At 66.4% G+C, this 20,433-nt stretch carries 16 protein-coding genes; 10 read left to right on the forward strand and 6 right to left on the reverse strand.

The features are described 5' to 3' along the window. The first annotated feature begins 13 nt into the window (after nt 1–13). Nucleotides 14–1,417 (forward strand): SpoVR family protein, encoded by a 1,404-nt coding sequence (locus ACNSTU_RS09750; protein WP_290633030.1) that lies wholly within the window; start codon nt 14–16, stop codon nt 1,415–1,417. Nucleotides 1,418–1,677: 260 nt separating this feature from the next. Here the strand turns inward: ACNSTU_RS09750 and epmA are convergent, their stop codons facing one another. Beyond that, nucleotides 1,678–2,643, reverse strand: coding sequence for an EF-P lysine aminoacylase EpmA (gene epmA / locus ACNSTU_RS09755; RefSeq protein WP_290636995.1), 966 nt, complete (start codon nt 2,641–2,643; stop codon nt 1,678–1,680). 81 nt (nt 2,644–2,724) lie between these two features. Beyond that, entirely contained in the window at nt 2,725–3,294 is a 570-nt protein-coding gene (gene efp, locus ACNSTU_RS09760; RefSeq protein ID WP_091640935.1) for an elongation factor P, read from the reverse strand. A 178-nt stretch (nt 3,295–3,472) separates the two neighbouring features. Between efp and epmB the strand changes: the two genes are divergently transcribed. Further along, on the forward strand, nt 3,473–4,501 hold the full coding sequence (epmB, locus tag ACNSTU_RS09765) for an EF-P beta-lysylation protein EpmB (RefSeq protein ID WP_418212308.1): 1,029 nt from the start codon (nt 3,473–3,475) through the stop codon (nt 4,499–4,501). A gap of 73 nt (nt 4,502–4,574) precedes the next feature. Next, nucleotides 4,575–6,656, forward strand: a complete 2,082-nt coding sequence (locus ACNSTU_RS09770) for an EAL domain-containing protein (RefSeq protein WP_418212309.1) — start codon at nt 4,575–4,577, stop codon at nt 6,654–6,656. Nucleotides 6,657–6,661: 5 nt separating this feature from the next. Here ACNSTU_RS09770 and htpX read toward each other — a convergent pair whose 3' ends face one another. The 3 genes from htpX to parE form a co-directional block, all read right to left on the reverse strand. Continuing rightward, nucleotides 6,662–7,549 (reverse strand): protease HtpX, encoded by an 888-nt coding sequence (gene htpX / locus ACNSTU_RS09775; protein ID WP_091640938.1) that lies wholly within the window; start codon nt 7,547–7,549, stop codon nt 6,662–6,664. Between the two features lie 78 nt (nt 7,550–7,627). Continuing rightward, on the reverse strand, nt 7,628–9,886 hold the full coding sequence (gene parC, locus ACNSTU_RS09780; protein WP_290631976.1) for a DNA topoisomerase IV subunit A: 2,259 nt from the start codon (nt 9,884–9,886) through the stop codon (nt 7,628–7,630). Further along, a complete protein-coding gene (gene parE, locus ACNSTU_RS09785) occupies nt 9,886–11,778 on the reverse strand; it encodes a DNA topoisomerase IV subunit B (protein ID WP_418212310.1) in 1,893 nt (630 codons plus the stop codon). Before parE ends, parC begins: the two co-directional genes overlap by 1 nt. 220 nt (nt 11,779–11,998) lie before the next feature. Here parE and ACNSTU_RS09790 point away from each other — a divergent pair, with 220 nt between their 5' ends. After that, entirely contained in the window at nt 11,999–12,244 is a 246-nt protein-coding gene (locus tag ACNSTU_RS09790; protein WP_290631980.1) for an exodeoxyribonuclease VII small subunit, read from the forward strand. Continuing rightward, on the forward strand, nt 12,210–13,133 hold the full coding sequence (ispA, locus tag ACNSTU_RS09795) for a (2E,6E)-farnesyl diphosphate synthase (RefSeq protein ID WP_418212311.1): 924 nt from the start codon (nt 12,210–12,212) through the stop codon (nt 13,131–13,133). The genes ACNSTU_RS09790 and ispA overlap by 35 nt, the downstream gene beginning before the upstream one ends. A 32-nt stretch (nt 13,134–13,165) precedes the next feature. Here ispA and ACNSTU_RS09800 read toward each other — a convergent pair whose 3' ends face one another. Then, nucleotides 13,166–13,987, reverse strand: coding sequence for an IclR family transcriptional regulator (locus ACNSTU_RS09800; RefSeq protein WP_290631984.1), 822 nt, complete (start codon nt 13,985–13,987; stop codon nt 13,166–13,168). Between the two features lie 353 nt (nt 13,988–14,340). Between ACNSTU_RS09800 and ACNSTU_RS09805 the strand changes: the two genes are divergently transcribed. The 5 genes from ACNSTU_RS09805 to ACNSTU_RS09825 all read left to right on the forward strand — a co-directional run bounded on the left by ACNSTU_RS09805 (nt 14,341) and on the right by ACNSTU_RS09825 (nt 20,314). Beyond that, nucleotides 14,341–15,045: a histidine phosphatase family protein gene (locus tag ACNSTU_RS09805; RefSeq protein ID WP_290631986.1), complete on the forward strand. Its 705-nt coding sequence runs from the start codon at nt 14,341–14,343 to the stop codon at nt 15,043–15,045. 56 nt (nt 15,046–15,101) lie between these two features. Further along, a complete protein-coding gene (locus ACNSTU_RS09810; RefSeq protein WP_418212312.1) occupies nt 15,102–15,896 on the forward strand; it encodes an SDR family NAD(P)-dependent oxidoreductase in 795 nt (264 codons plus the stop codon). After that, nucleotides 15,893–17,596, forward strand: coding sequence for a long-chain fatty acid--CoA ligase (locus tag ACNSTU_RS09815; protein ID WP_290631990.1), 1,704 nt, complete (start codon nt 15,893–15,895; stop codon nt 17,594–17,596). The genes ACNSTU_RS09810 and ACNSTU_RS09815 overlap by 4 nt, the downstream gene beginning before the upstream one ends. 109 nt (nt 17,597–17,705) lie before the next feature. Beyond that, nucleotides 17,706–18,887, forward strand: a complete 1,182-nt coding sequence (locus ACNSTU_RS09820; RefSeq protein WP_290631992.1) for a TAXI family TRAP transporter solute-binding subunit — start codon at nt 17,706–17,708, stop codon at nt 18,885–18,887. 251 nt (nt 18,888–19,138) lie between these two features. Then, nucleotides 19,139–20,314: a TAXI family TRAP transporter solute-binding subunit gene (locus tag ACNSTU_RS09825; RefSeq protein WP_290631993.1), complete on the forward strand. Its 1,176-nt coding sequence runs from the start codon at nt 19,139–19,141 to the stop codon at nt 20,312–20,314. Nucleotides 20,315–20,433: the final 119 nt, after the last annotated feature.

Genomic DNA, 20,433 nt, shown 5'->3' on the forward strand with positions numbered 1-20,433 from the left:
CACCGTGGAACACATGCACGGCCCGGAGATGAGCAACGAGCAGCTTGCCGATTACGCACCGCGGATCGAGGCCCTGGCAAAGGAGCGCGGCCTGAGCTTCTACCCGGTGGACTTCGAGCTGGTTCCCAACGCCTTCATGATGGAGGTGGCGGTCTACGGGTTGCCGGTGCGCATGCCCCACTGGTCGTTCGGGGTGCGCTACATCTACCAGTACGTCCAGCACCGCATGGGCCACTCGAAGATCTTCGAGGTGGTCTTCCCCGGCAACCCGAACCGCGCATACTTGGTGGACGACAACGCCCTGGCCGAGAACACGCTGGTCACCGCCCACGTGCTCGGCCACGCGGACTTCTCCCGCAACAATCAACTGTTCGACCGCATGCAGCGCGAGGTGGGCTACCACATCGTGGAGCAGGCCGCCGAGCGCGCCAACCGGATCCAGGCAGCCATCGAGGACCACGGGCAGAGCCGGGTGGAAGCGGTGCTTGATGCCGCTCTCGCCCTGGAGGCCAACGTGGACATCAATCAGGGGCTCAACCGCCCGGATTACCCGGAGATGCGCGAACCGCGTGACAAGCCGCCAGCCCAGGGGTTCCAGCGTCATTACAACCAGCTGCCCGGGGAAGACGAGGCGGAGCCGTTGCCCGCGCGGGAGCGTGCGCCGATCCCGCCCGGGCCGGAGTACGACCTGCTCTGGTTCATCGCCCGCTACGCCCCGGAACTGGAGGGCTGGGAGCGGGACATCTTCCTCGCGGTACGGGAGGAGTCGTTCTACTTCTACCCCGTGTTCGCCTGCCAGATCATGAACGAAGGCTGGGCCAGCTACTGGCACGCCCGCCTGCTGCGGGAAGCGGATTTTCTCCCCAACCGGGTCTACCTGGACGCCATCAAGACCCACTCCGACGTGGTCCGGCCCTACGCTGGCGACGATGCGGTCTCACTGCGGGTGAACCCCTACCACCTCGGGTTCTCCATGTGGGAGCGCATTCTGAAGGACTGCAGCCTGGAAGAGGCGCTGGCGATCCGCCGCGACGAGGACGACTTCAGCTTTATCCGCAACTACCTCCACGAGGACCTCGCCAAGGAGTTGCGGCTGTTCAACTTCACCCGCCGCCCCGGCGCCGGCGGCGAAGAACGGTTCATCGTGCGCGACCGGGAGATTGACACCCTGCGGGAGAACATCCTGGCGCCGAAGTTCAACTACGGCGGGCCGCGGATCTACGTGAAAGCCATGGGCGCCGATGGCCACCTGGAACTGGGGCACGACGTGGAGAGCGACGGCCGGGGCCTGGACCTGGCCCGCTCCCGCAAGGTGCTCAATTACATCCAGCGGGTGTGGCGGCGGCCGGTGCAGCTGGAGACGGTCGACCACTCCGGGGATGCGAAAGTCCTGACACCGGAGGACGGGGACGATTGAGCGCGTCGGAGTTAGCGACTGGTGGACCTGAAGGTCCACCCTACGGGTGAAGTGCTCCGGGGCAAGGTGGCGGGGTGCTGATTCACCTGGCGGACTTGGAGGTCCACCCTTCGGGGCGGTGCTCCGGGGCAAGGGGGCCGGGTGGCGATTCGCCCGGTGGACCTGACGGTCCACCCTACGGGGCGGTGCCTCGGGTCTGGGCGTAGGGTGGACGTTTACGCCCACCATCCCGACTCATGCGCCGCCACGCAAACCGCCCGTCATGCCCGCTCCAGGGGAAACGCAAGCACCTCGTCGATGTGCGCAGCCCCCAGCGCCACCATGAACAGCCGATCCAGCCCCAGAGCCACCCCCGCGCAATCGGGCAGCCCCGCCTGGAGGGCGGCCAGCAGATTCTCGTCCATCGGCAGCACCGACTGACCGCGGTCGCGGCGCTTGTCCTGATCTGCTGCAAAACGCCGTCGCTGCTCGCCGGCATCGCTCAACTCGTGAAACCCGTTGGCGATCTCCATGCCCTGCAGGTAGCACTCGAAGCGCTCCGCCACCGGCGGATCAACGGGCCGGATGCGGGCCAGTGCGGCCTGGGCCACGGGGAAGTCATGCACGAAATCCAGGGCGCCACGGCCCAGATTCGGCGCAATGCAGTGGGACAGGATCAGATCCAGCAGCGCCTCCCGATCCAGCCCCTGCGGCGGCGCCACCACCAACCGGTCGGCCGCGGCCTCGAGGCGCGCGGTGTCATCGCCGTGGGCATCAATGCCCAGCGGGGCAAACAGCTCCGCATAGGTGTGAAAACGCACCGGTTGCGGCCCGGCGACGTGGTGAACCAGCGCCGCGACCTCATCCATAAGCGCCCAGTGGTCCCAGCCGGGGCGATACCACTCGAGCATGGTGAACTCGGGGTTGTGCCGCACCCCCCGCTCGCCACCACGGAAAACCCGGGTCATCTGCCAGATCGCGCCGGAGCCGGCGGCCAGCAGGCGCTTCATGGGGAACTCCGGGGACGTGTGCAGATACATCCGGCCGTCCGGCGGCGCGCCGGGGCCGTCATAGCACGTGACCAGGGGCTCCAGATTCGGATCGGTCGCCGCGGCGGCGGAGAGCATGGGCGTCTCCACCTCCAGGACGCCGCGCTCACGAAAAAAACCCCGCACCGCGTCCAGCAGTCGGGACCGCGCATACAGGGTTTCCAGGGAGGCGGCGGGCCGCCAGGCTTCGTCCGTCACGGCATTACTTACCTTCTCAGACGTTCGGCCAGCTCGCTGCGCCATTGTGCCGCTTGTCGGCAAGGCGCGCGAGCGCCGGCGTCACTCCTTGACGCGGCTCACGTACTCGGCAGTGCGGGTATCGATGCGCAGTACTTCACCCTCTTCAATGAACAACGGCACCCGCACCACTGCGCCGGTCTCCACCGTGGCCGGCTTGCTGCCGCCGCTGCTGGTGTCGCCCCGGAGGCCCGGGTCCGTCTCCGTGACCTTGAGTTCGACGAACGCCGGCGCGTCCACCTGCAGCGGCTCGCCGTTCCACAGGGTGACGTTGCAGATATCCTGCTCCTTCAGCCACTTGTCGGCGTCGCCCATGGCGGCCTTGTTGGCAGCAATCTGGTCGAAGGTCTCCATGTCCATGAAGTACCAGAACTCGCCGTCGCTGTAGAGATACTGGAGCTCGGTCTCCAGCACATCGGCCGCTTCCACGGACTCGCCGGACTTGAAGGTGCGATCCAGCACCTTGCCGGTCTTGAGATTACGCAGTTTGACCCGGTTGAACGCCTGACCCTTGCCGGGTTTGACGAACTCGTTCTCGACGATGCTGTACGGCTCGCCGTCGAGCATGAGCTTGAGTCCGCCCTTGAACTGGTTGGTGCTGTATGTCGCCATTGGGACCCCGTTACCTGCGATGGGCGCCGGGCGGGAGCCTGCCCGGCGACTGATGTGCTAGTGTGATGGCTCCGTTTCGTTCGGGCCGCGGCCGCGCGCAAGCTGTGCGCGTCCGCGCCGACGGCCCTGAATGCTAACGAAAATTCCGCACCGTTACTAACCTTCTTGGCAGAAGCCCATGTCAGCAGGCGTTGCTTCCCGTACACCGCACCGGTCTTCCGCCTGGCAGAGCGAACTGGCCCGTGGCTATCGCCGCCCGGATGAGCTCCTGGCCGCACTGGGGCTGGATCCGGCGCACCTGCCGGCGGCGCGTGCGGGGCATGCGTCCTTCCCGGTCCGGGTCCCCAGGGGGTTCGTGGCACGCATGCGCCACGGCGACCCGGATGATCCACTGCTGCGCCAGGTTCTGCCGCTGGCGGCGGAACAGGACGACGACCCCGGCTTTGTCCGGGACCCCGTGGGCGACCTCTCCGCCCTGAGCGCACCCGGCGTGCTGCACAAGTACCACGGGCGGGCGCTGCTGATCACCACCGGCGCCTGCGCCATCAACTGCCGCTACTGCTTCCGCCGCCACTTCCCCTACGGCGACGCACACGCCGCCCGGGACCAGTGGGGCCCTGCCCTGGCGTACCTCCGCGGGCGCCCGGAGCTGACCGAAGTCATTCTCAGTGGGGGCGATCCGCTCACTCTGCCCGATCACCGCCTGGCCCCGCTTGCCGCCGAGCTGGACGCCATCGGGCATCTGCGCCGGCTGCGCGTGCACTCGCGACTGCCCGTGGTGCTGCCGGAGCGGGTGGACGACGCGTTCGTGCAGTGGTTTGCCGGTGGCCGGCTGCAACCGGTCATGGTGCTGCACGCCAACCACGCCAACGAGCTGGACACCAGCGTCGCCGCCGCCTGTGACCGGCTGCGGCAAGCCGGCGTCACCCTGCTCAACCAGGCCGTACTGCTGCGCGGAATCAATGACGATGTCGCCAGTCAGGAGGCGCTCAGCGAGCGCCTGTTCGCCATGGGCGTACTGCCCTACTACCTGCATCAGCTCGACCGGGTGGCCGGGGCGACCCATTTCCTGGTTCCCGACGCCAGCGCCCGGGCACTGGCGGCGGCCCTGGCCGAGCGGCTGCCGGGCTACCTGGTCCCGCAGCTGACCCGGGAGGACGCCGGCGCCCCGGCCAAGACGCCGTTGAGCACCCCGGGGCACGGATAACGCAAGGCTTGGCGTCGCCTCCGCGCTACGGCACCATCCAGTGAACCACTCAACCACAGCAGGGATCGAGCGCATGAATCAGGACGAGGTTGTCCGGCTACTTGTGGCAGAAGCATCGCTGAACGACGCCGAGATGTTCATCAGCGTACTGCGTAACGCCGGGCACGCGGTGCGCGCCACGCGGATCGAGGACGACGAGGATCTCCGCGACACCCTCTCCGAGCACGCCTTCGACCTGTTCCTGTGCTCCACGGAGCTCGACAGCCTCGGGTTCGCCGACGCAGCGCACATCATCCAGGAAAGCGGTCGCGATCTGCCGCTGCTCGCGGTTACCGGCGACGATGACCAGAAGCGGCGCCGCGAAGCCCTGCTTGCGGGCGCCCAGGACATGGTCTGCAAGAGCGACCTGGAGCACCTCAAACTGGTGGTGCGACGGGAACTCCGACACCTCAACGAGCGGCGCCGCCTGCGCCGCATCGAGAAGGCGCTGCGCGAGTCGGAACGACGGGCCAGCGCCCTAATGGACAATTCCCGGGATGCCATCGCCTATGTGCATGAAGGCATGCACATCTACGCCAATCCGGCCTACCTGGAGAAGTTCGGCGTCGATGCGTTCGCCGACATCGAGGGCATGCCGATCCTCGACATGGTCAGCCCCGACGACCAGAAGACCTTCAAGGAGCTGCTGCGGCGCTACAGCCAGGGCGACCACAGCGAGCCGCACGCCGGCGTCAGCATGATCACCGGCGGGCGGACCGTACCTGTGCAGATCAGCCTGTCCGCGGCCACCGTTGACGGCGAAGCATGCACGCAGATCCTCCTGCGGGATCAGTCCGATGACAGCGAACTGGAGGCGGAGCTGGATTCACTGAGCCGGAAAGACCTGCTCACGGGGCTTGCCAATCGCACGCACTTCCTCGACGAACTGAAGGCGGTCATGGCCGAAACCGCCGCCGACGACAACAGCAGTCACGGCCTGCTTTACGTGCAGGTGGAAAACCTCGACGGCATCCGACAGAAGCTGGGCATCGCGGCAAGTGACAAAACGGTCACCGACGTTGCAGGTCTCATCAGCGCCGAACTGGAGACGGACTACCTCGCCGGACGCTTCGCCGACGACGTCTTCACGGTACTGCTGCCCCACCGCAGCGTACACGAGGCCGTGGCCCTGGCAGAGGCCATCCGGCAGCAGGTGGAGGATCACATCGTAGAGGCCGGGCAGCACACGGTCACGACCACCTGCACCATCGGCGCACTCATGATCGGCGAGACATCACCGGACGCCGACGACGCCATCTCGCGCGCCCACCAGGCGTGCGAGCTCGCGCGCAACGCCGGTGGCAACCAGGTCCACCTGCATGCCACGGACGACCGCAACGGCAGTGCCGTGGCGGCACAGCGGTGGCGGGAGACCATTGAAGATGCACTGCAGCAGAACCGGTTTCACCTGGTCTACATGCCCGTCGCCTCCCTGAGCGGCGATGGCTCACCCCGCTACGAGGTGCGGCTGCGACTGCGCAACGAGGAAGGCGTTGACCTGATGCCCACGGACTTCGTCCCCCAGGCCGAGGACGCCGGCGTCATGCACCAACTGGACCGCTGGGTGGTCGAGCACGTACTGCAGGCCCTCAAACGGCAGGCAACCACCGACGGCTCCACCACGCTCATGATCAAGCTCTCGGGGCAGACGCTGGCCGACCGGGATTTCACGACGTTCCTGGGCGCTCGTCTGAAGGCCCACGGCGTCCGCGGCGCCGCACTCAGTTTCGAAGTGAACGAGCCGGTTGCCGTCACCCAGCTCAACGATTCCCGGGAGGCCTTCCGGGGCATCAAGGAGCTGGGCTGCGGGTTTGCACTCGACCACTTCGGCAGCAGCCTGAACCCGTTCCAGCTGCTCAAGCACCTGCCGGCGGATCACCTGAAGCTGGACCGCTCACTGGGCCGGGATCTCGCCAGCAATGAGCAGACCCAGGAACGGGTGCGGTCGATTATCGAGAACGCCCACGCCATGAAGAAGCAGGTCATCGCCGGCTACGTGGAGGACGCCATGACCATGGCGACCTACTGGCGCTACCAGGTCGATTTCGTGCAGGGCCATTTCCTGCACGCCCCCTCCCCCGAGATGGACTACGACTTCACCGGCACCGTGATCTGAGCGGTTCAGCCGTAGCGCCGCTCCCGTAGCGCGGCAATGCGGTCATCCAGGGGCGGGTGGCTCATCATGAGGCTCTTGAGCCCCTGCCCCATGCGGCCGGAGATACCGAACGCCTCGACCTGCTCCGGCAGCGTCGACGGCTCACTGTTGCGCTTGAGCTTCTCCAGCGCCGCGATCATCTTCTCGCGACCGGCAAATCGGGCGCCGCCCAGGTCGGCGCGGTACTCCCGCTGCCGCGAAAACCACTGCACGATCATGCTGGCAATGATGCCGAGCACGATCTGGGCGAAGATCACGGTGATCCAGAAGCCGGGGCCATAGCCACGTTCGTTCTTGAAGATCACCTTGTCCACGAACATGCCCACCACCCGCGACAGCACGATCACGAAGGTATTCAGCACACCCTGAATCAGGGCCAGCGTGACCATGTCGCCGTTCTGGATATGGGCCACCTCGTGGCCGATGACCGCCTCGGCCTCATCCGCGTTCATCTGCCGCAGCAGCCCGGCACTGACCGCCACGAGCGCATCATCCCGCTTCATCCCGGTGGCAAACGCGTTGATCTCCGGGGCATCGTAGATGGCGACTTCCGGCATGCCGATACCGGCCTGCTGAGCGTGCCGGCGGACCGTATCCACGAGCCACTGCTCGGTGGGATTGGCCGGCTTGTCGATCACGCGCGCCCCGGTCATGCGCTTGGCCATGGTCTTGGACAGGGCCAGGGAGATGAACGCGCCCCCCATGCCGAAGATAGTGGCCAGAATCAGGATGCCCGTGGTGTTCATGTGCATCCCTTCCCGCGCCATCCACGGCTCGATGAAGAGATTCAGCATGATGCCAAGCAGCACCACGATGCCCAGGTTGGTCAGAAGAAACAGTGAAACGCGCTTCATGGTTGATCGATTCTCTCAGTCGCAAGACGGTTCTGTACTGTTACTTAGATAGGGGCAACCGGCGCTGGTTCAAGCCTGTCACGGCATCACGGCCTCGATGGCACTGACGCGCTGAAACCCCCGGGGCAGCGCGCCGCCGCGCCGGCCGCGAGACGCCTCGTAACCATCCAGATCGGCAGGTTTCAGGGTCAGGGTACGCTTGCCGGCGGCCAGGGAGAGGCTGCCACCGGCCGGCACAGAGACCACGCCCAGCAGCACCTCCTCGCGGCTTTTCACCTTGTCGGCGGGAATCCCCATGATCTTGTTGCCCTTGCCCTTGCTCATCTGCGGCAGTTCGCGGACCGGGAACACCAGCAGACGGCCGGCGGAGGACACGGCGGCGATGCGGTCACCGTCGGGGGCGTGCACCGTGCTCGGCGGCAGCAGCCGGGCGCCGGAGGGTACGGTAAGCACGGTCTTGCCCGCCCGGTTCTTGGCCTGGAGGTCACCGATGGTGGTCACGAAGCCGAAGCCCGCGTCGGAGGCGAGAATCAACCGCTCGCTGTCATCCCCGGCGATGACCTGTTCGAACTTCGCCCCGCTCGGCAGCGTCAGGCGGCCGGTCAACGGCTCACCCTGGCTGCGCGCCGACGGCAGCGAATGCGCCGGCAGCGAGTAGGCGCGGCCGGTGGAGTCCAGGAAGATGGCCGGCCGGTTGCTGCGGCCCCGGGCGTGGGCACGGTAGCCATCACCACCCTTGTAGTTCAGCGTCTCCGGATCGATGTCGTGCCCCTTGGCCGCCCGTGCCCAGCCCTTCTCGGAGAGCACCACGGTGACCGGTTCACTGGGCACCAGGGCCGATTCGTCCAGGGCCCTGGCGGCGCTGCGCTCCACCAGCGGCGAGCGACGGTCGTCTCCGTAGGTCTCCGCATCGGCGGCGAGTTCGCTGCTCACCTGCTCGCGCAGGCGGTCATCGGAGCCGAGGATCGACTGCAGCTGCAGGCGCTCCTGCTGCAGCTCATCCTGCTCACCCCGGATCTTCATTTCCTCGAGCTTGGCCAGGTGGCGCAGACGCAGCTCCAGAATGGCCTCGGCCTGACGGTCACTCAGGCCGAACCGGGCCATGAGCTCCGCCTTGGGCTCGTCCTCTTCGCGGATGATGCGGATGACCTCGTCGATGTTGAGGTAGGCGGTGAGCAACCCCTCGAGGATGTGCAGCCGCGCCTCGACCTTGTCCAGGCGCCATTGCAGACGCCGGCGCACGGTCTCGGTGCGGAACTGCAGCCACTCGCTCAGCAGGCCGTTGAGGCTTTTCACCTGTGGCCGGCCGTCCAGGCCAATCACGTTCAGGTTGACCCGGTAGTTCTTCTCCAGGTCGGTGGTGGCAAACAGGTGCTTCATCACCTCGGCGGTGTCCACGCGGTTGGAGCGCGGCACCACCACCAGACGGGTGGGGTTCTCGTGATCCGACTCGTCGCGGAGGTCCTCCACCATGGGCAGCTTCTTCGCCTGCATCTGCGCGGCGATCTGCTCCAGCACCTTGCTGCCGGAGACCTGGAACGGCAGCGCGGTGATGATGATGTCGCCATCCTCCACCTGATAACGGGCGCGCATGCGCACACTGCCGTTGCCCTTCTCGTAGACTTTCAGGATCTCGTCACGCGGCGTGATGATCTCCGCATCGGTGGGGAAATCCGGGCCCTGGATGTGCTCGCAGAGCTGCTCCACGGTGGCGTCGGGTTCGTCCAGCAGCCGGATGCAGGCACTGGCGACTTCGCGCAGGTTGTGCGGCGGGATGTCGGTCGCCATGCCCACGGCGATGCCGGTGCCGCCATTGAGCAGCACGTTGGGCATGCGGGCAGGCATCAGGGCGGGTTCGTCCATGGTGCCGTCGAAGTTCGGCACCCACTCCACCGTGCCCTGGCCCAGCTCCGACAGCAGCACCTCGGAATACTTCGCCAGCCGCGACTCGGTGTAACGCATGGCGGCGAAGGACTTCGGATCGTCAGGCGACCCCCAGTTCCCCTGACCGTCCACCAGCGGGTAGCGGTAGGAGAAGGGCTGCGCCATGAGCACCATGGCCTCGTAGCAGGCGGAATCACCGTGGGGGTGGTACTTGCCGAGCACGTCGCCCACAGTACGGGCGGATTTCTTGTACTTCGCCAGCGCCGAAAGGCCGAGCTCGGACATGGCGTAGACGATGCGCCGTTGCACCGGTTTGAGGCCATCGCCGATGTTCGGCAGGGCACGATCGAGGATGACGTACATGGAGTAGTCCAGGTACGCCTTCTCGGTAAACTCGTGCAGCGGGCGGGATTCGAAGTCCGCGTTGTTGCCAGTGGTATCCGTGTCGGTCATTAAACCAGCACCTCCGCCATGTTGCCCTTGCTCTCCAGCCAGCTGCGGCGCTGGCCGGCAGCGCCCTTGCCCAGCAGCATGTTCATGAGCCGGGTGGTCTCTTCCGGGGCGTCAACGGTGAGCTGCACCAGACGCCGCGTATCCGGCCGCATGGTGGTCTCGCGCAGCTGCACCGGATTCATCTCGCCCAGGCCCTTGAAACGGGTGGTGGATACCTTGCCCTTGAGCTTCTCGGCCTGGATGCGGTCCAGCACGCCGGCCCGCTCGTGTTCGTCGAGGGCGTAGAACGTCTGCTTGCCCACGTCGATGCGGTAGAGCGGCGGCATGGCCACGAAGACGTGCCCGGCCCGCACCACCGACGGGAAATGCTTCAGGAACAGCGCACACAGCAGAGTGGCGATGTGGGCACCGTCCGGATCCGCGTCGGCGAGAATGCAGACCTTGCCGTAGCGCAGCTTCGACAGGTCGTCCGAGCCGGGCTCGATACCCAGCGCCACGGCAATGTCGTGGACTTCCTGGGAGGCCATGACCTCGTTCGGGTCCACCTCCCAGGTGTTGAGGATCTTGCCGCGCAGCGGCATCACGGCCTGGAAGTCCCGGTCCCGTGCCTGCTTGGCGGAGCCGCCGGCGGAATCCCCCTCCACCAGGAACAGCTCCGTCCGGTTCGGGTCCTGGGCCGTGCAGTCGGCCAGCTTGCCGGGCAGTGCGGGGCCGCTGCTCACCCGCTTGCGTGCCACCTTGCGCGAGGAGCGCATGCGCCGGTTGGCGTTGGCGAGCACCTGCTGGACGATCGCCTCGGCGGCGTCCACGTGCTGATTCAGCCAGAGACTGAAGGCGTCCTTGACCACCCCGGAGACGAACGTGGCGCACTCCCGCGACGACAGCCGCTCCTTGGTCTGGCCGGAGAACTGCGGATCCTCCAGCTTCACGGAGAGCACGTAGGCGAGATTCTCCCAGACATCCTCCGGTGTGATCTTCACGCCGCGCGGCAGCAGGTTGCGGAACTCGCAGAACTCGCGGATGGCGTCGGTCAGGCCGGTGCGCAGCCCGTTCACGTGGGTCCCGCCAAGCGGGGTCGGGATCAGATTGACGTACGACTCGGCAACGCCCTCGCCCCCCTCGGGGAGCCACGTCAGCGCCCACTCCGCCGCCTCCGTGGTGCCGGTCATGCGGCCGGTGAACGGCTCCTCCGGCAGCCGCGGGAGGTCCACCAGCGCCGTGGCCAGGTAGTCCCGCAGGCCGTCCTCGTAATACCAGGTGGTCTCGTCCTCGCCGGGCTCGTCCCGGAAGACCACCTCCAGGCCCGGGCAGAGCACAGCCTTGGCGCGCAGGATATGGCGCAGCTTCGGTACCGAAAACTTCGGGCTGTCGAAATAGCGGGCATCGGGCCAGAAGTGCAGGGTCGTACCGGTATTGCGCTTGCCGACGGTGCCGATTTCCTTCAGGTCGGAGACCTTTTCGCCGTTGGCAAACCCGATGTGGTACTCGCGGCCGTCGCGGCGCACGGTGACATCGAGGCGGCGTGACAGCGCGTTGACCACGGAGACGCCGACGCCGTGCAGCCCGCCGGAGAACTGGTAGTTCTTGTTGGAGAACTTGCCGCCGGCGTGCAGCCTGCTGAGAATCACCTCGACGCCGGGAGCGCCCTCGTCCGGATGCACATCCACGGGCATGCCGCGGCCATCGTCCTGCACGGACAGGGACTGGTCGGTATGCAGCGTCACAGTAATACGGCGCGCGTGGCCGCCGATGGCTTCGTCAACGCTGTTGTCGACCACTTCCTGGGCAAGGTGGTTGGGCCGCGTGGTATCGGTATACATACCCGGCCGCTTGCGCACCGGATCGAGACCGGTAAGTACTTCAATGGACGCGGAATCGTAGTGTTCTGCCATGGAGTCGTCTTCGGAACCGATTGCCTGTATGGGGACGGCCGCGCTGGAGAGCGACCGGCTGCAGCAGTCTACAGATGGCAACGCGCTGCGGCGAGTACCAGCGCACACCCCGGAAAGTCCGTTGCCGACGCCGGATTCCGGGCCCCGCCCCGGGCCAAATTGACCCCCCGACGCGCCTGCGCTACCGTTCCCCCGAACACACGCCGGGGGCGCCGGAATCATGGCCGAGGAATCAACCGAGCACGTCAATTTCGAAGAGGCGCTCAAGGAGCTTGAGGCGCTGGTGGAGCGTATGGAAAAGGGCGAGCTGGCGCTGGAGGACTCCCTGCAGGCGTTTGAACGCGGCATCGCGCTCACCCGCCACTGCCAGAGCGCGCTCAAGGCCGCCGAACAAAAGGTGGAGATCCTCACCCGCGAGGGAAGTGAAGACCGTGTCGAACCCTTCGAACCTCAGCAATCCGAGTAAGGTCCTTGAGGCGCGGCTGCCGATCTGCCAGCGGCGGGTCGAGGCCGCCCTGGACCGGTTGCTGCCCACGGCCGACACCCTGCCCATGCGTCTGCACGAGGCCATGCGTTACGCGGTCATGGGGTCAGGCAAGCGCCTGCGGCCGATGCTGGTCTACGCCACAGGCGAAGCGCTGGGGCTTGAGCCGGAGGCGCTGGACGGCCCCGCCTGTGCCGTGGAGCTGATCCACGCCTACTCGCTCGTCCATGACGACCTGCCCTGCATGGATGACGACGACCTCCGCCGTGGCCGGCCCACCTGCCACAAGGCCTACGACGAAGCCACCGCCGTCCTGGTGGGCGACGCACTGCAGGCCCTGGCGTTCCGCGCGCTGGCCGAGGAGTCGTCGGGGGACATCGGCACGGAGGCCCGCCTGAAGATGGTCGCAAGCCTGTCCATGGCGGCGGGGTCCCGGGGCATGGTCGGCGGCCAGGCCCTGGACCTCGCAGCCACCGGCCAAACGCTGGATCTCGCACAGCTGGAAGACCTGCATATCCACAAGACCGGCGCGTTGATCCGCTCCAGCGTCATGCTGGGGGCACTAGCCCACCCGGACCACGACCAGGACGGCCTGGAGCGGCTGGATCGCTACGCCAAGAGCATCGGCCTCGCGTTCCAGATTCAGGATGACATTCTCGACGTGGAAGGCACAACCGATGCCCTGGGCAAGTCCAGCGGCGCCGATGCGCGCATGGACAAGGCCACCTACCCGGCGTTACTGGGGCTCAAGGAAGCGCGCGCGCACGGGCGGGAGCTGATCGATCGGGCCCTGGCCAGTCTGGAGCCGTTCGATGCGCGGGCAGACTGCCTGCGCGGGCTGGCGCACTTCATCATGGAGCGCGGCAAGTAGCCGCGTGCAGCCAAGCGGATCACCCAGACGGATCACTGATGGCTGGAAAGTCGGCTCTCCACGGTGCGCACCAGATTCACCATGCGCGGGCCGAGCTGCGCATCCAGCTCTTCCCGCGGCAGACGGAACGACGGCCCACCGGCGTTGAACGCCACCACGTCGGAGCCGTCATCCAGCACCAGCGGCACGCCCACGGCGTTGACGTCGCGCTCCCAGTCCCCCGCGGAGATGCAATACCCTTTCTCCTGGTAGTCGATCACGGCCTGCTCGATCCCCTGCTTCACCCGCGGCCACGCCTGCTCGTCCTTGCGCCGTATATGGTCCAGCAGGTAGCTGCGCTCGGCGTCGGGCAGTGCGGCAAGAAACGCCCGCCCCATGGCGGTGGTCGCCACCGGCACGCGGGAGCCGACCTGCAGGCGCAGCGTCAGCGCGCCCTGCCCGTGGCAGTTCTCCAGATAGACCATGCTCAGCCGGTCGCGACTACCCAGCGAGACCGATGCGCCCGTCTCGTCGGCGACCTCCTGCATAAGCGGGCGCGCCACCTGGCGTATGCCCATGCTCGCCAGACTGGAGTAGCCCAGCGCCAGCACGCCCGTGCCCAGCTGGTACCGCTCCAGACGCTCGGAATAACTCAGATAGCCCAGCTTCGTGAGCGTGTAGGTCAGCCGGGAGACGGTCGGTTTGGGAATGCCGGTACGGGCGGCGATCTCCTGATTGCTCAACAGGCCGTCGGACGGCCGAAACGCACGCAGAATCTCCAGCCCACGGGCCAGCGCCATCACAAAGTTTCGGTCCTTCTTGCCGTCCTGCTCCTGGGCACTGAAGTCGACAAGTGCTACTGGTTTCTGTCGCATGCTGCCTCGTCCGTTGCAAACCGGCCACGTACCGGAGACTGTTCCCGGCGCCCTCGCCGGGCCGGGTGACGCCCGCCGTGTGCAGACAGACGTTACACCTTCATATGAGGACCATGGTACCACCACGTAGCCCTGCGGCGTCCACAATGCGGAATTACGTTCCGCCAGGAGGCTGGAGCGTCCGTCGCACACCTGATCTGGCGACACCCTATTTCGCTAAGCGGAATCACCGTTCGGTTGTCGAAATCATATCGAAGGTGTAACGTTTTCCCAAAAGTGATCGCTGCAGTCCGTGCAGGCGATACCGGAGGAGAACCGAGGCGTTCAGGCGTCCCGGCGACAGCGGCGAGATCATGACGGAACTACTACTGGTAAGGCACGGCCAGGCCGGCTTCGGAACCGACAACTACGACCAGCTCAGCGCCCTGGGCGCCGAGCAGGCGGCAGCCACCGGCGAGCATCTGCGCGACATCGGCAGCGCACCGGCGCTCACGGTCAGCGGCGACATGGTCCGGCAGCGCGACACCGCGGCCATTGCCAACCGCGCACAGGGAATCGCCCCGCCTCCACGGATCCATCCCGAATTCAACGAGTACGACGCAGGTGGCATCTTCGAGGCGTTCCTCGACACGGTTGCGGCTGCGGACGCCGAAGTCGCCGCGCAGCGCCACACGCTGCACACGGATCGCCGCCTGTTTCAGCGCGCCTTCGAGGGCGTGATGCTGGAGTGGCTGCACGACCCGGAGTCGGAACGCCGCGACGTGGAGAGCTGGACCCGATTCCGGGACCGGGTCGTCGCCGGCGCGAACACCCTGATCCGCGATGCATCCCCGGGCGAGACCATCACCCTGTACACCTCCGGCGGCGTCATCGCGGTACTCGTCGGCCACGCACTCGGCCTGGATGCGGACCGGACGATCGCGCTCAACTGGCGCGTCTACAACGCCTCGGTGACGCGGCTGCGGTTCGGCCGCCGCACGGGGCTGAATCTCATGGGCTTCAATGCCATGGATCATCTGCGCCTGAAAGGCGGCGACCGGTTTCTGAGCTTCCGCTGAAGCGGGTAACCGACACGACAACCACACACTGGCAACAGCAAGGGGACACCACCGACATGGCAGCAGGAATTCGTGATCGCGCCGCCATCATCACCGGCGCCGCAAGCGGCATCGGCCGCGCCACGGCGCTGCGATTCGCCCCCGAAGGCGCGCGGCTGATGATCGCCGACGTCAACGAGGAAGCACTGGCCGAGACGGCGCGCCAGGTGGAAACGGCCGGCGGCACGGTGATCTCCCGCTGCGTCAACGTGGCCGACGAGCAGGCCGTGGCGGACATGGTCGCCGCCACGGCCGAGCATTACGGCAGTGTCGACATCCTCTGCAACAATGCCGGCATTACCGGCGGTACGTACGGCCCGATCACCGACGACGAGGCCGATATCTGGCGGCGTGTCCTGGACGTCAACCTGCTCGGCGCCATGTACGGCAGCAAGCACGCGGGCCGCATCATGGCGGAGCAGCAGCGCGGCGCCATCGTGAACACCGCCTCGGTTGCCGGCATTCGCGCGGGCGCCGGTGGCAACGCCTATAGCGCCTCCAAGGCAGCCGTGATCAACATGACCCAGACTAGCGCCTGCGACCTGGGTCAGTACGGCGTGCGCGTGAATGCGGTCTGCCCGGGACTCACGGAGACCGGCATGACCAAGCCGGTGTTCGATTACGCCCGCGACCGGGGCAAGGAGGACAAGCTCGGTGCGCGCTGCGAGCTGCGGCGCTATGGTCGCCCGGAGGAACTGGCTGCCGCCATTCTCTTCCTGGCCAGTGACGAGGCCAGTTTCATCACAGGCCAGGCGCTGGCGGTGGACGGGGGCAACACGGCATCACTGAACATGCCGGGGATGAAAGTATGAGCCCGAGCCCGCACGAGGAGACCGCCATGTTCGACCGCCACTTCCGCGTCTGGCCGAAAGGGCTGCCCAAACAGCTCACTGTTGCCGCCACCAGCGTTCATTACAACCTGGAGGTGAGTGCGGCGCGCTACCCTGACAAGACCGCGATCGCATACTACGGTTCCGACATCAGCTTCCGCCGCCTGAAGACCGAGGCGGACGCGGTGGCCGCCTGGCTCCAGCAGCACTGCGGCGTAGGTCGGGGCGACCGGGTCATCCTGTACATGCAGAACAGCCCACAGTACATCATCGGCTACTACGGCATTCTTACCGCCGGCGCCGTCGTGGTCCCCGCCAACCCCATGAACCTCACCGGCGAGCTCTCCCACTACGTGGAGGACAGCGGCGCCCGCGTGGCGCTGTGTGGCCAGGAGCTCTACCCCTACCTGCGGCCGCTGCTGGTGGACGGGGATCTGACGCACGCCGCCGTGGCCGCCTACGGCAGCTATATCACCGAGGACCTGGGCCTGGCGCTCCCGGACGTGGTCCGCGCACCGGAAGCCACACCGGAGGAGCAGGGAGCGGTCAGCTGGTCGCGCGTACTGGATGCAGGGCAGGCCCTGACCCTGGCGCCAGTGGATGTGGGCCCGGACGACATGGCGGTGATCCCGTACACCTCCGGCAGCACCGGGCGGCCCAAGGGCTGCGTACATACCCACCATTCGGTGATGGCCACCGCCCAGGGTGGCGTTCTGTGGAACCCCATGCAGGTCAACCACGTGAACCTGGCAACACTGCCCTTTTTCCACGTGACCGGCATGCAGAGCTCCATGAACGGGCCGCTGTCCACCGGTACCACGACCGTCGTCATGACACGCTGGGACCGTACAACCGCGGCGGAGCTCATCCAGCACTACGGCGTCACCCACTGGCGCAACATCACCACCATGGCGGTGGATTTTCTGAACAACCCGGAGCTCGGCCAGTACGACCTATCCACACTGCAGGCCATCGGCGGCGGCGGCGCGGCCATGCCGTCGGCAGTGGCGGAAAAGCTGCACACCATGACGGGGCTGTCGTACATCGAGGGCTACGGCATGTCCGAGACCATCGCGCAGACCCACGTGAATCCGCCGGACGAACCCAAGGCGCAGTGCCTGGGCATTCCGGTCTTCGACGTGGACAGCCGCGTCATCGATCCGGAGACGCTCGCCGAGCAACCGCCCGGCGAAGTGGGCGAGATCATCATGCACGGCCCGCAGGTGATGCGCGAATACTGGAACAACCCGGACGCCACTGCCGAGACGTTCATGGAGATGGACGGAAAACGCTTCCTGCGCAGCGGCGACCTGGGTTACTACGATGAAGACGGCTACTTCTTCATGGTCGACCGCCTCAAGCGCATGATCAACGCCTCCGGCTACAAGGTCTGGCCCTCGGAGGTGGAGTCCATGCTTTACGGACACCCCGCGATTCAGGAAGTCTGTGTCATATCGACACCGGATCCGAAGCGCGGCGAGACGGTCAAGGCCGTTGCGGTTCTGCGGCCCGACGCCGCGGACAGCACCAGCGAGCAGGACATCATCGACTGGGCACGCGGCCAGATGGCCGCATACAAGGCCCCCCGTTATGTCGAGTTCGTGGAGCGGCTGCCCCGCTCCGGGACCGGCAAACTCCTGTGGCGTGAGCTGCAGGAGGCAGAGCGCAGCCAGAGTGGCTGAGCCGTCGTGTACAGCAGTGCCGGGAAGGCGCTGTGACAACAGAACCCGCAACGTAACGCGGGCCCCGTAAACGAATTGAATCGGGTTTTGCATCTGGAGGAGACCACTAATGAATAAGCACCGCAACGCACTTCACGCGTCCGCCGCCGCAGCGACCGGGTTTGCCCTGGCACTGGGCTCCGGTGTCGCGGCCGCCGACATCGAACTGCCGGGTACGATCATCTGGTCAGCGTATCCCACCGGCAGCACCGGTTACAGCCAGGCCGTGGGCATCGGGCAGGTACTGCAGAACGAGTACGGCACCAACCTGCGCGTCATTCCCGGCCGCAACGACGTCTCGCGGCTGGAACCGCTGCGCCGTGGCCGCGCCGACTTCTCCGCCGGAGGCACGGAGTCCGTCTCCGCCCAGGACGCCCAGTTCGCCTTCGGCGAGCGTCACTGGGGTCCGCAGGAAGTCCGCAGCGTGATGTGGTCCATCGCCGATGCCTGCTCCTTCACCGTCGCCGCTGCCGACGATGTCGGCATCGAGACCGTGAACGACTTGGAGGGCAAACGGATTGTCTACGTGCAGGGTTCGCCCAGCCTGAACTTCGGCATGGAATACCTGCTGCGCTACGCCGACCTCACCTGGGATGACGTGGAGCGCGTCGAGGTGGGTGGTTACATGGGCGCCGTGGAGGCGATCATCGAGGACCGTGCCGACGCCATGGGCGGCTCCTGCAACTCGGCGCCCTTCATGCGCATCAACGCTTCGCCGCGCGGGCTGACCTTCCCCGAGTTCCCCCATGATGACGAGGAGGCCATCGCCCGCATCAACAGCACGGCCCCGTGGTTCGTCCCCCATCGCAGCACGCAGAACGTGGGCATGGACTCCGACGAGGAAATCCAGGTCCTGACGACGCCTTACCCGAAGCTGCTCACCATGGCAGACCAGGATGAGGACCTCGTCTACAACATGGTCAAGGCCATGCACAGGCACATGGACGAGTACAAGGACAGTGCCCCGGGCGCCGAGGGCTGGGATCCGGAGCGCATGGACCTGGCGAGCATCCCGGTGCCGCTCCATGAAGGGGCGATCCGCTACTACGAGGAAGCCGGCCTGTGGACCGAGGAAGCCCAGGAGAACCACGAAGAAGCCCTCCGCCGCCAGGAGGTCCTGAAGGAAGCGTGGGAAGGGTATCTGGAAGACTCCCCTGCTGATCGCGGCGAGTTTGCCTACGGCTGGATGCAGGTCCGCAAGGAAGCCCTGGAAGAAAACGGATTCGATCCGCTCAACTCCGACTGGCTGTAACGCTGTCGCGCGGGGTGCCCGCCGGCACCCCGCGCCCCTCTCCCGGCCCTGCTAACGGGGTCACATCTTCAATTCTGCAGTGCGGAACTTCATTCCAAAAACATTGACCGCCGTACCGGTTCGTGCCATGTTTTCACCCTGCCACGGAAGTTGGGCTCTGGCACCTCGCCCGGTTCAAGCGGCAGCTTCATAAGCCAGGGCGGCAATAACTCGAACACCCACCCGCCACCCGGGTGCAGGAGAAAGTAACCATGACACCGAATCTTCGATCCACGTTGGGCGCGCTCGGCGGCGCCACGGCTGCCCTGGCCCTGGCCGGCAACGTGCAGGCCACCGACGTCGAGCTGCCGGGCACCGTCGTCTGGTCCGCCTACCCCACCGGCACCTCCGGCTATGCCCAGTCCGTCGCCATCGGCAGCGTCCTGCAGAACGAATACGGCGTGAACCTGCGCGTTATTCCCGGGCGCAACGACGTCTCCCGGCTGTCACCGCTGCGTGCGGGCCGCGTGAACTTCTCGGCCGGCGGCTCCGAGGCCGTCTACGCCCAGGAAGGCATGCTCAACTTCGGCACCGTCAACTGGGGTCCGCAACCGCTGCGCATCGCCATGTGGAACATCTCCGACGGCTGCTCCTTCACCATGGCCACCGGCGCTGACGCAGGCATCGAAACCGCCGCGGACCTGGAAGGCAAGCGCGTGACCTGGGTGCAGGGCGCACCGTCGCTGAACAATGCCACCCGCGCTCTGCTGTCGTACGCCAACCTGGACTGGGACGACGTCGAGCGGGTCGACGTGGGCGGCTACTCCGGCTCCATCGAAGCGGTAATCGACAATCGCGCGGACGCCGTGGGCGGCTCCTGCAACTCGGCGCCGTTCCTGCGCATCGAATCATCGCCGCGTGGCCTGCAGTTCGTGGCCTTCCCCCACGACGACCAGGAAGCTATCGACCGCGTGCGCTCGCACCTGCCGTGGTACGTCCCCCATGTGGCGACCGACGGTCCCACCATCGACCCGGACGAAGGCATCGAAGTGTTCACTTCGCCCTACCCGATGCTCGCCACGCGTGATGCAGAGGACGCGGACCTGGTCTACAACACCGTCAAGGCCCTGCATCAGCATTATGATGACTACAAGGACAGCGCGCCCGGAGCCATTGGCTGGGCCATGGACCGCCAGGGTCTGGAAGAGGCGTTCGTCCCCTATCACGAAGGGGCGGTCCGCTACTTCGAGGAGATCGGGGTCTGGACCGATGCCGCCCAGGAGAACCAGGAGCAGAACCTGCGCCGTCAGGAGGTGCTCATGGAGACGTGGGAGCGGTACATCGAGGATGCACCCACCGATCCCGAGGCGTTCCAGGAAGGCTGGATGAGTGCACGGTATGACGCCCTGCAGGAGCACGACCTGGTGCCCATCGCAGAAAGCTGGTAAGCGATCCGCTTAGCAGTGAATCGGCGGGAGCAGGTGGAGCCGGCGCGGAGACGCCGCCCGCCTGCTCCCGCGTTGTCCGTACGGCCCGAAGGGCCGACCGGAACGAGCAGACAACCCCT

The sequence above is a fragment of the Aquisalimonas sp. APHAB1-3 genome, assembly GCF_048323695.1.
Lineage (GTDB): Bacteria > Pseudomonadota > Gammaproteobacteria > Nitrococcales > Aquisalimonadaceae > Aquisalimonas.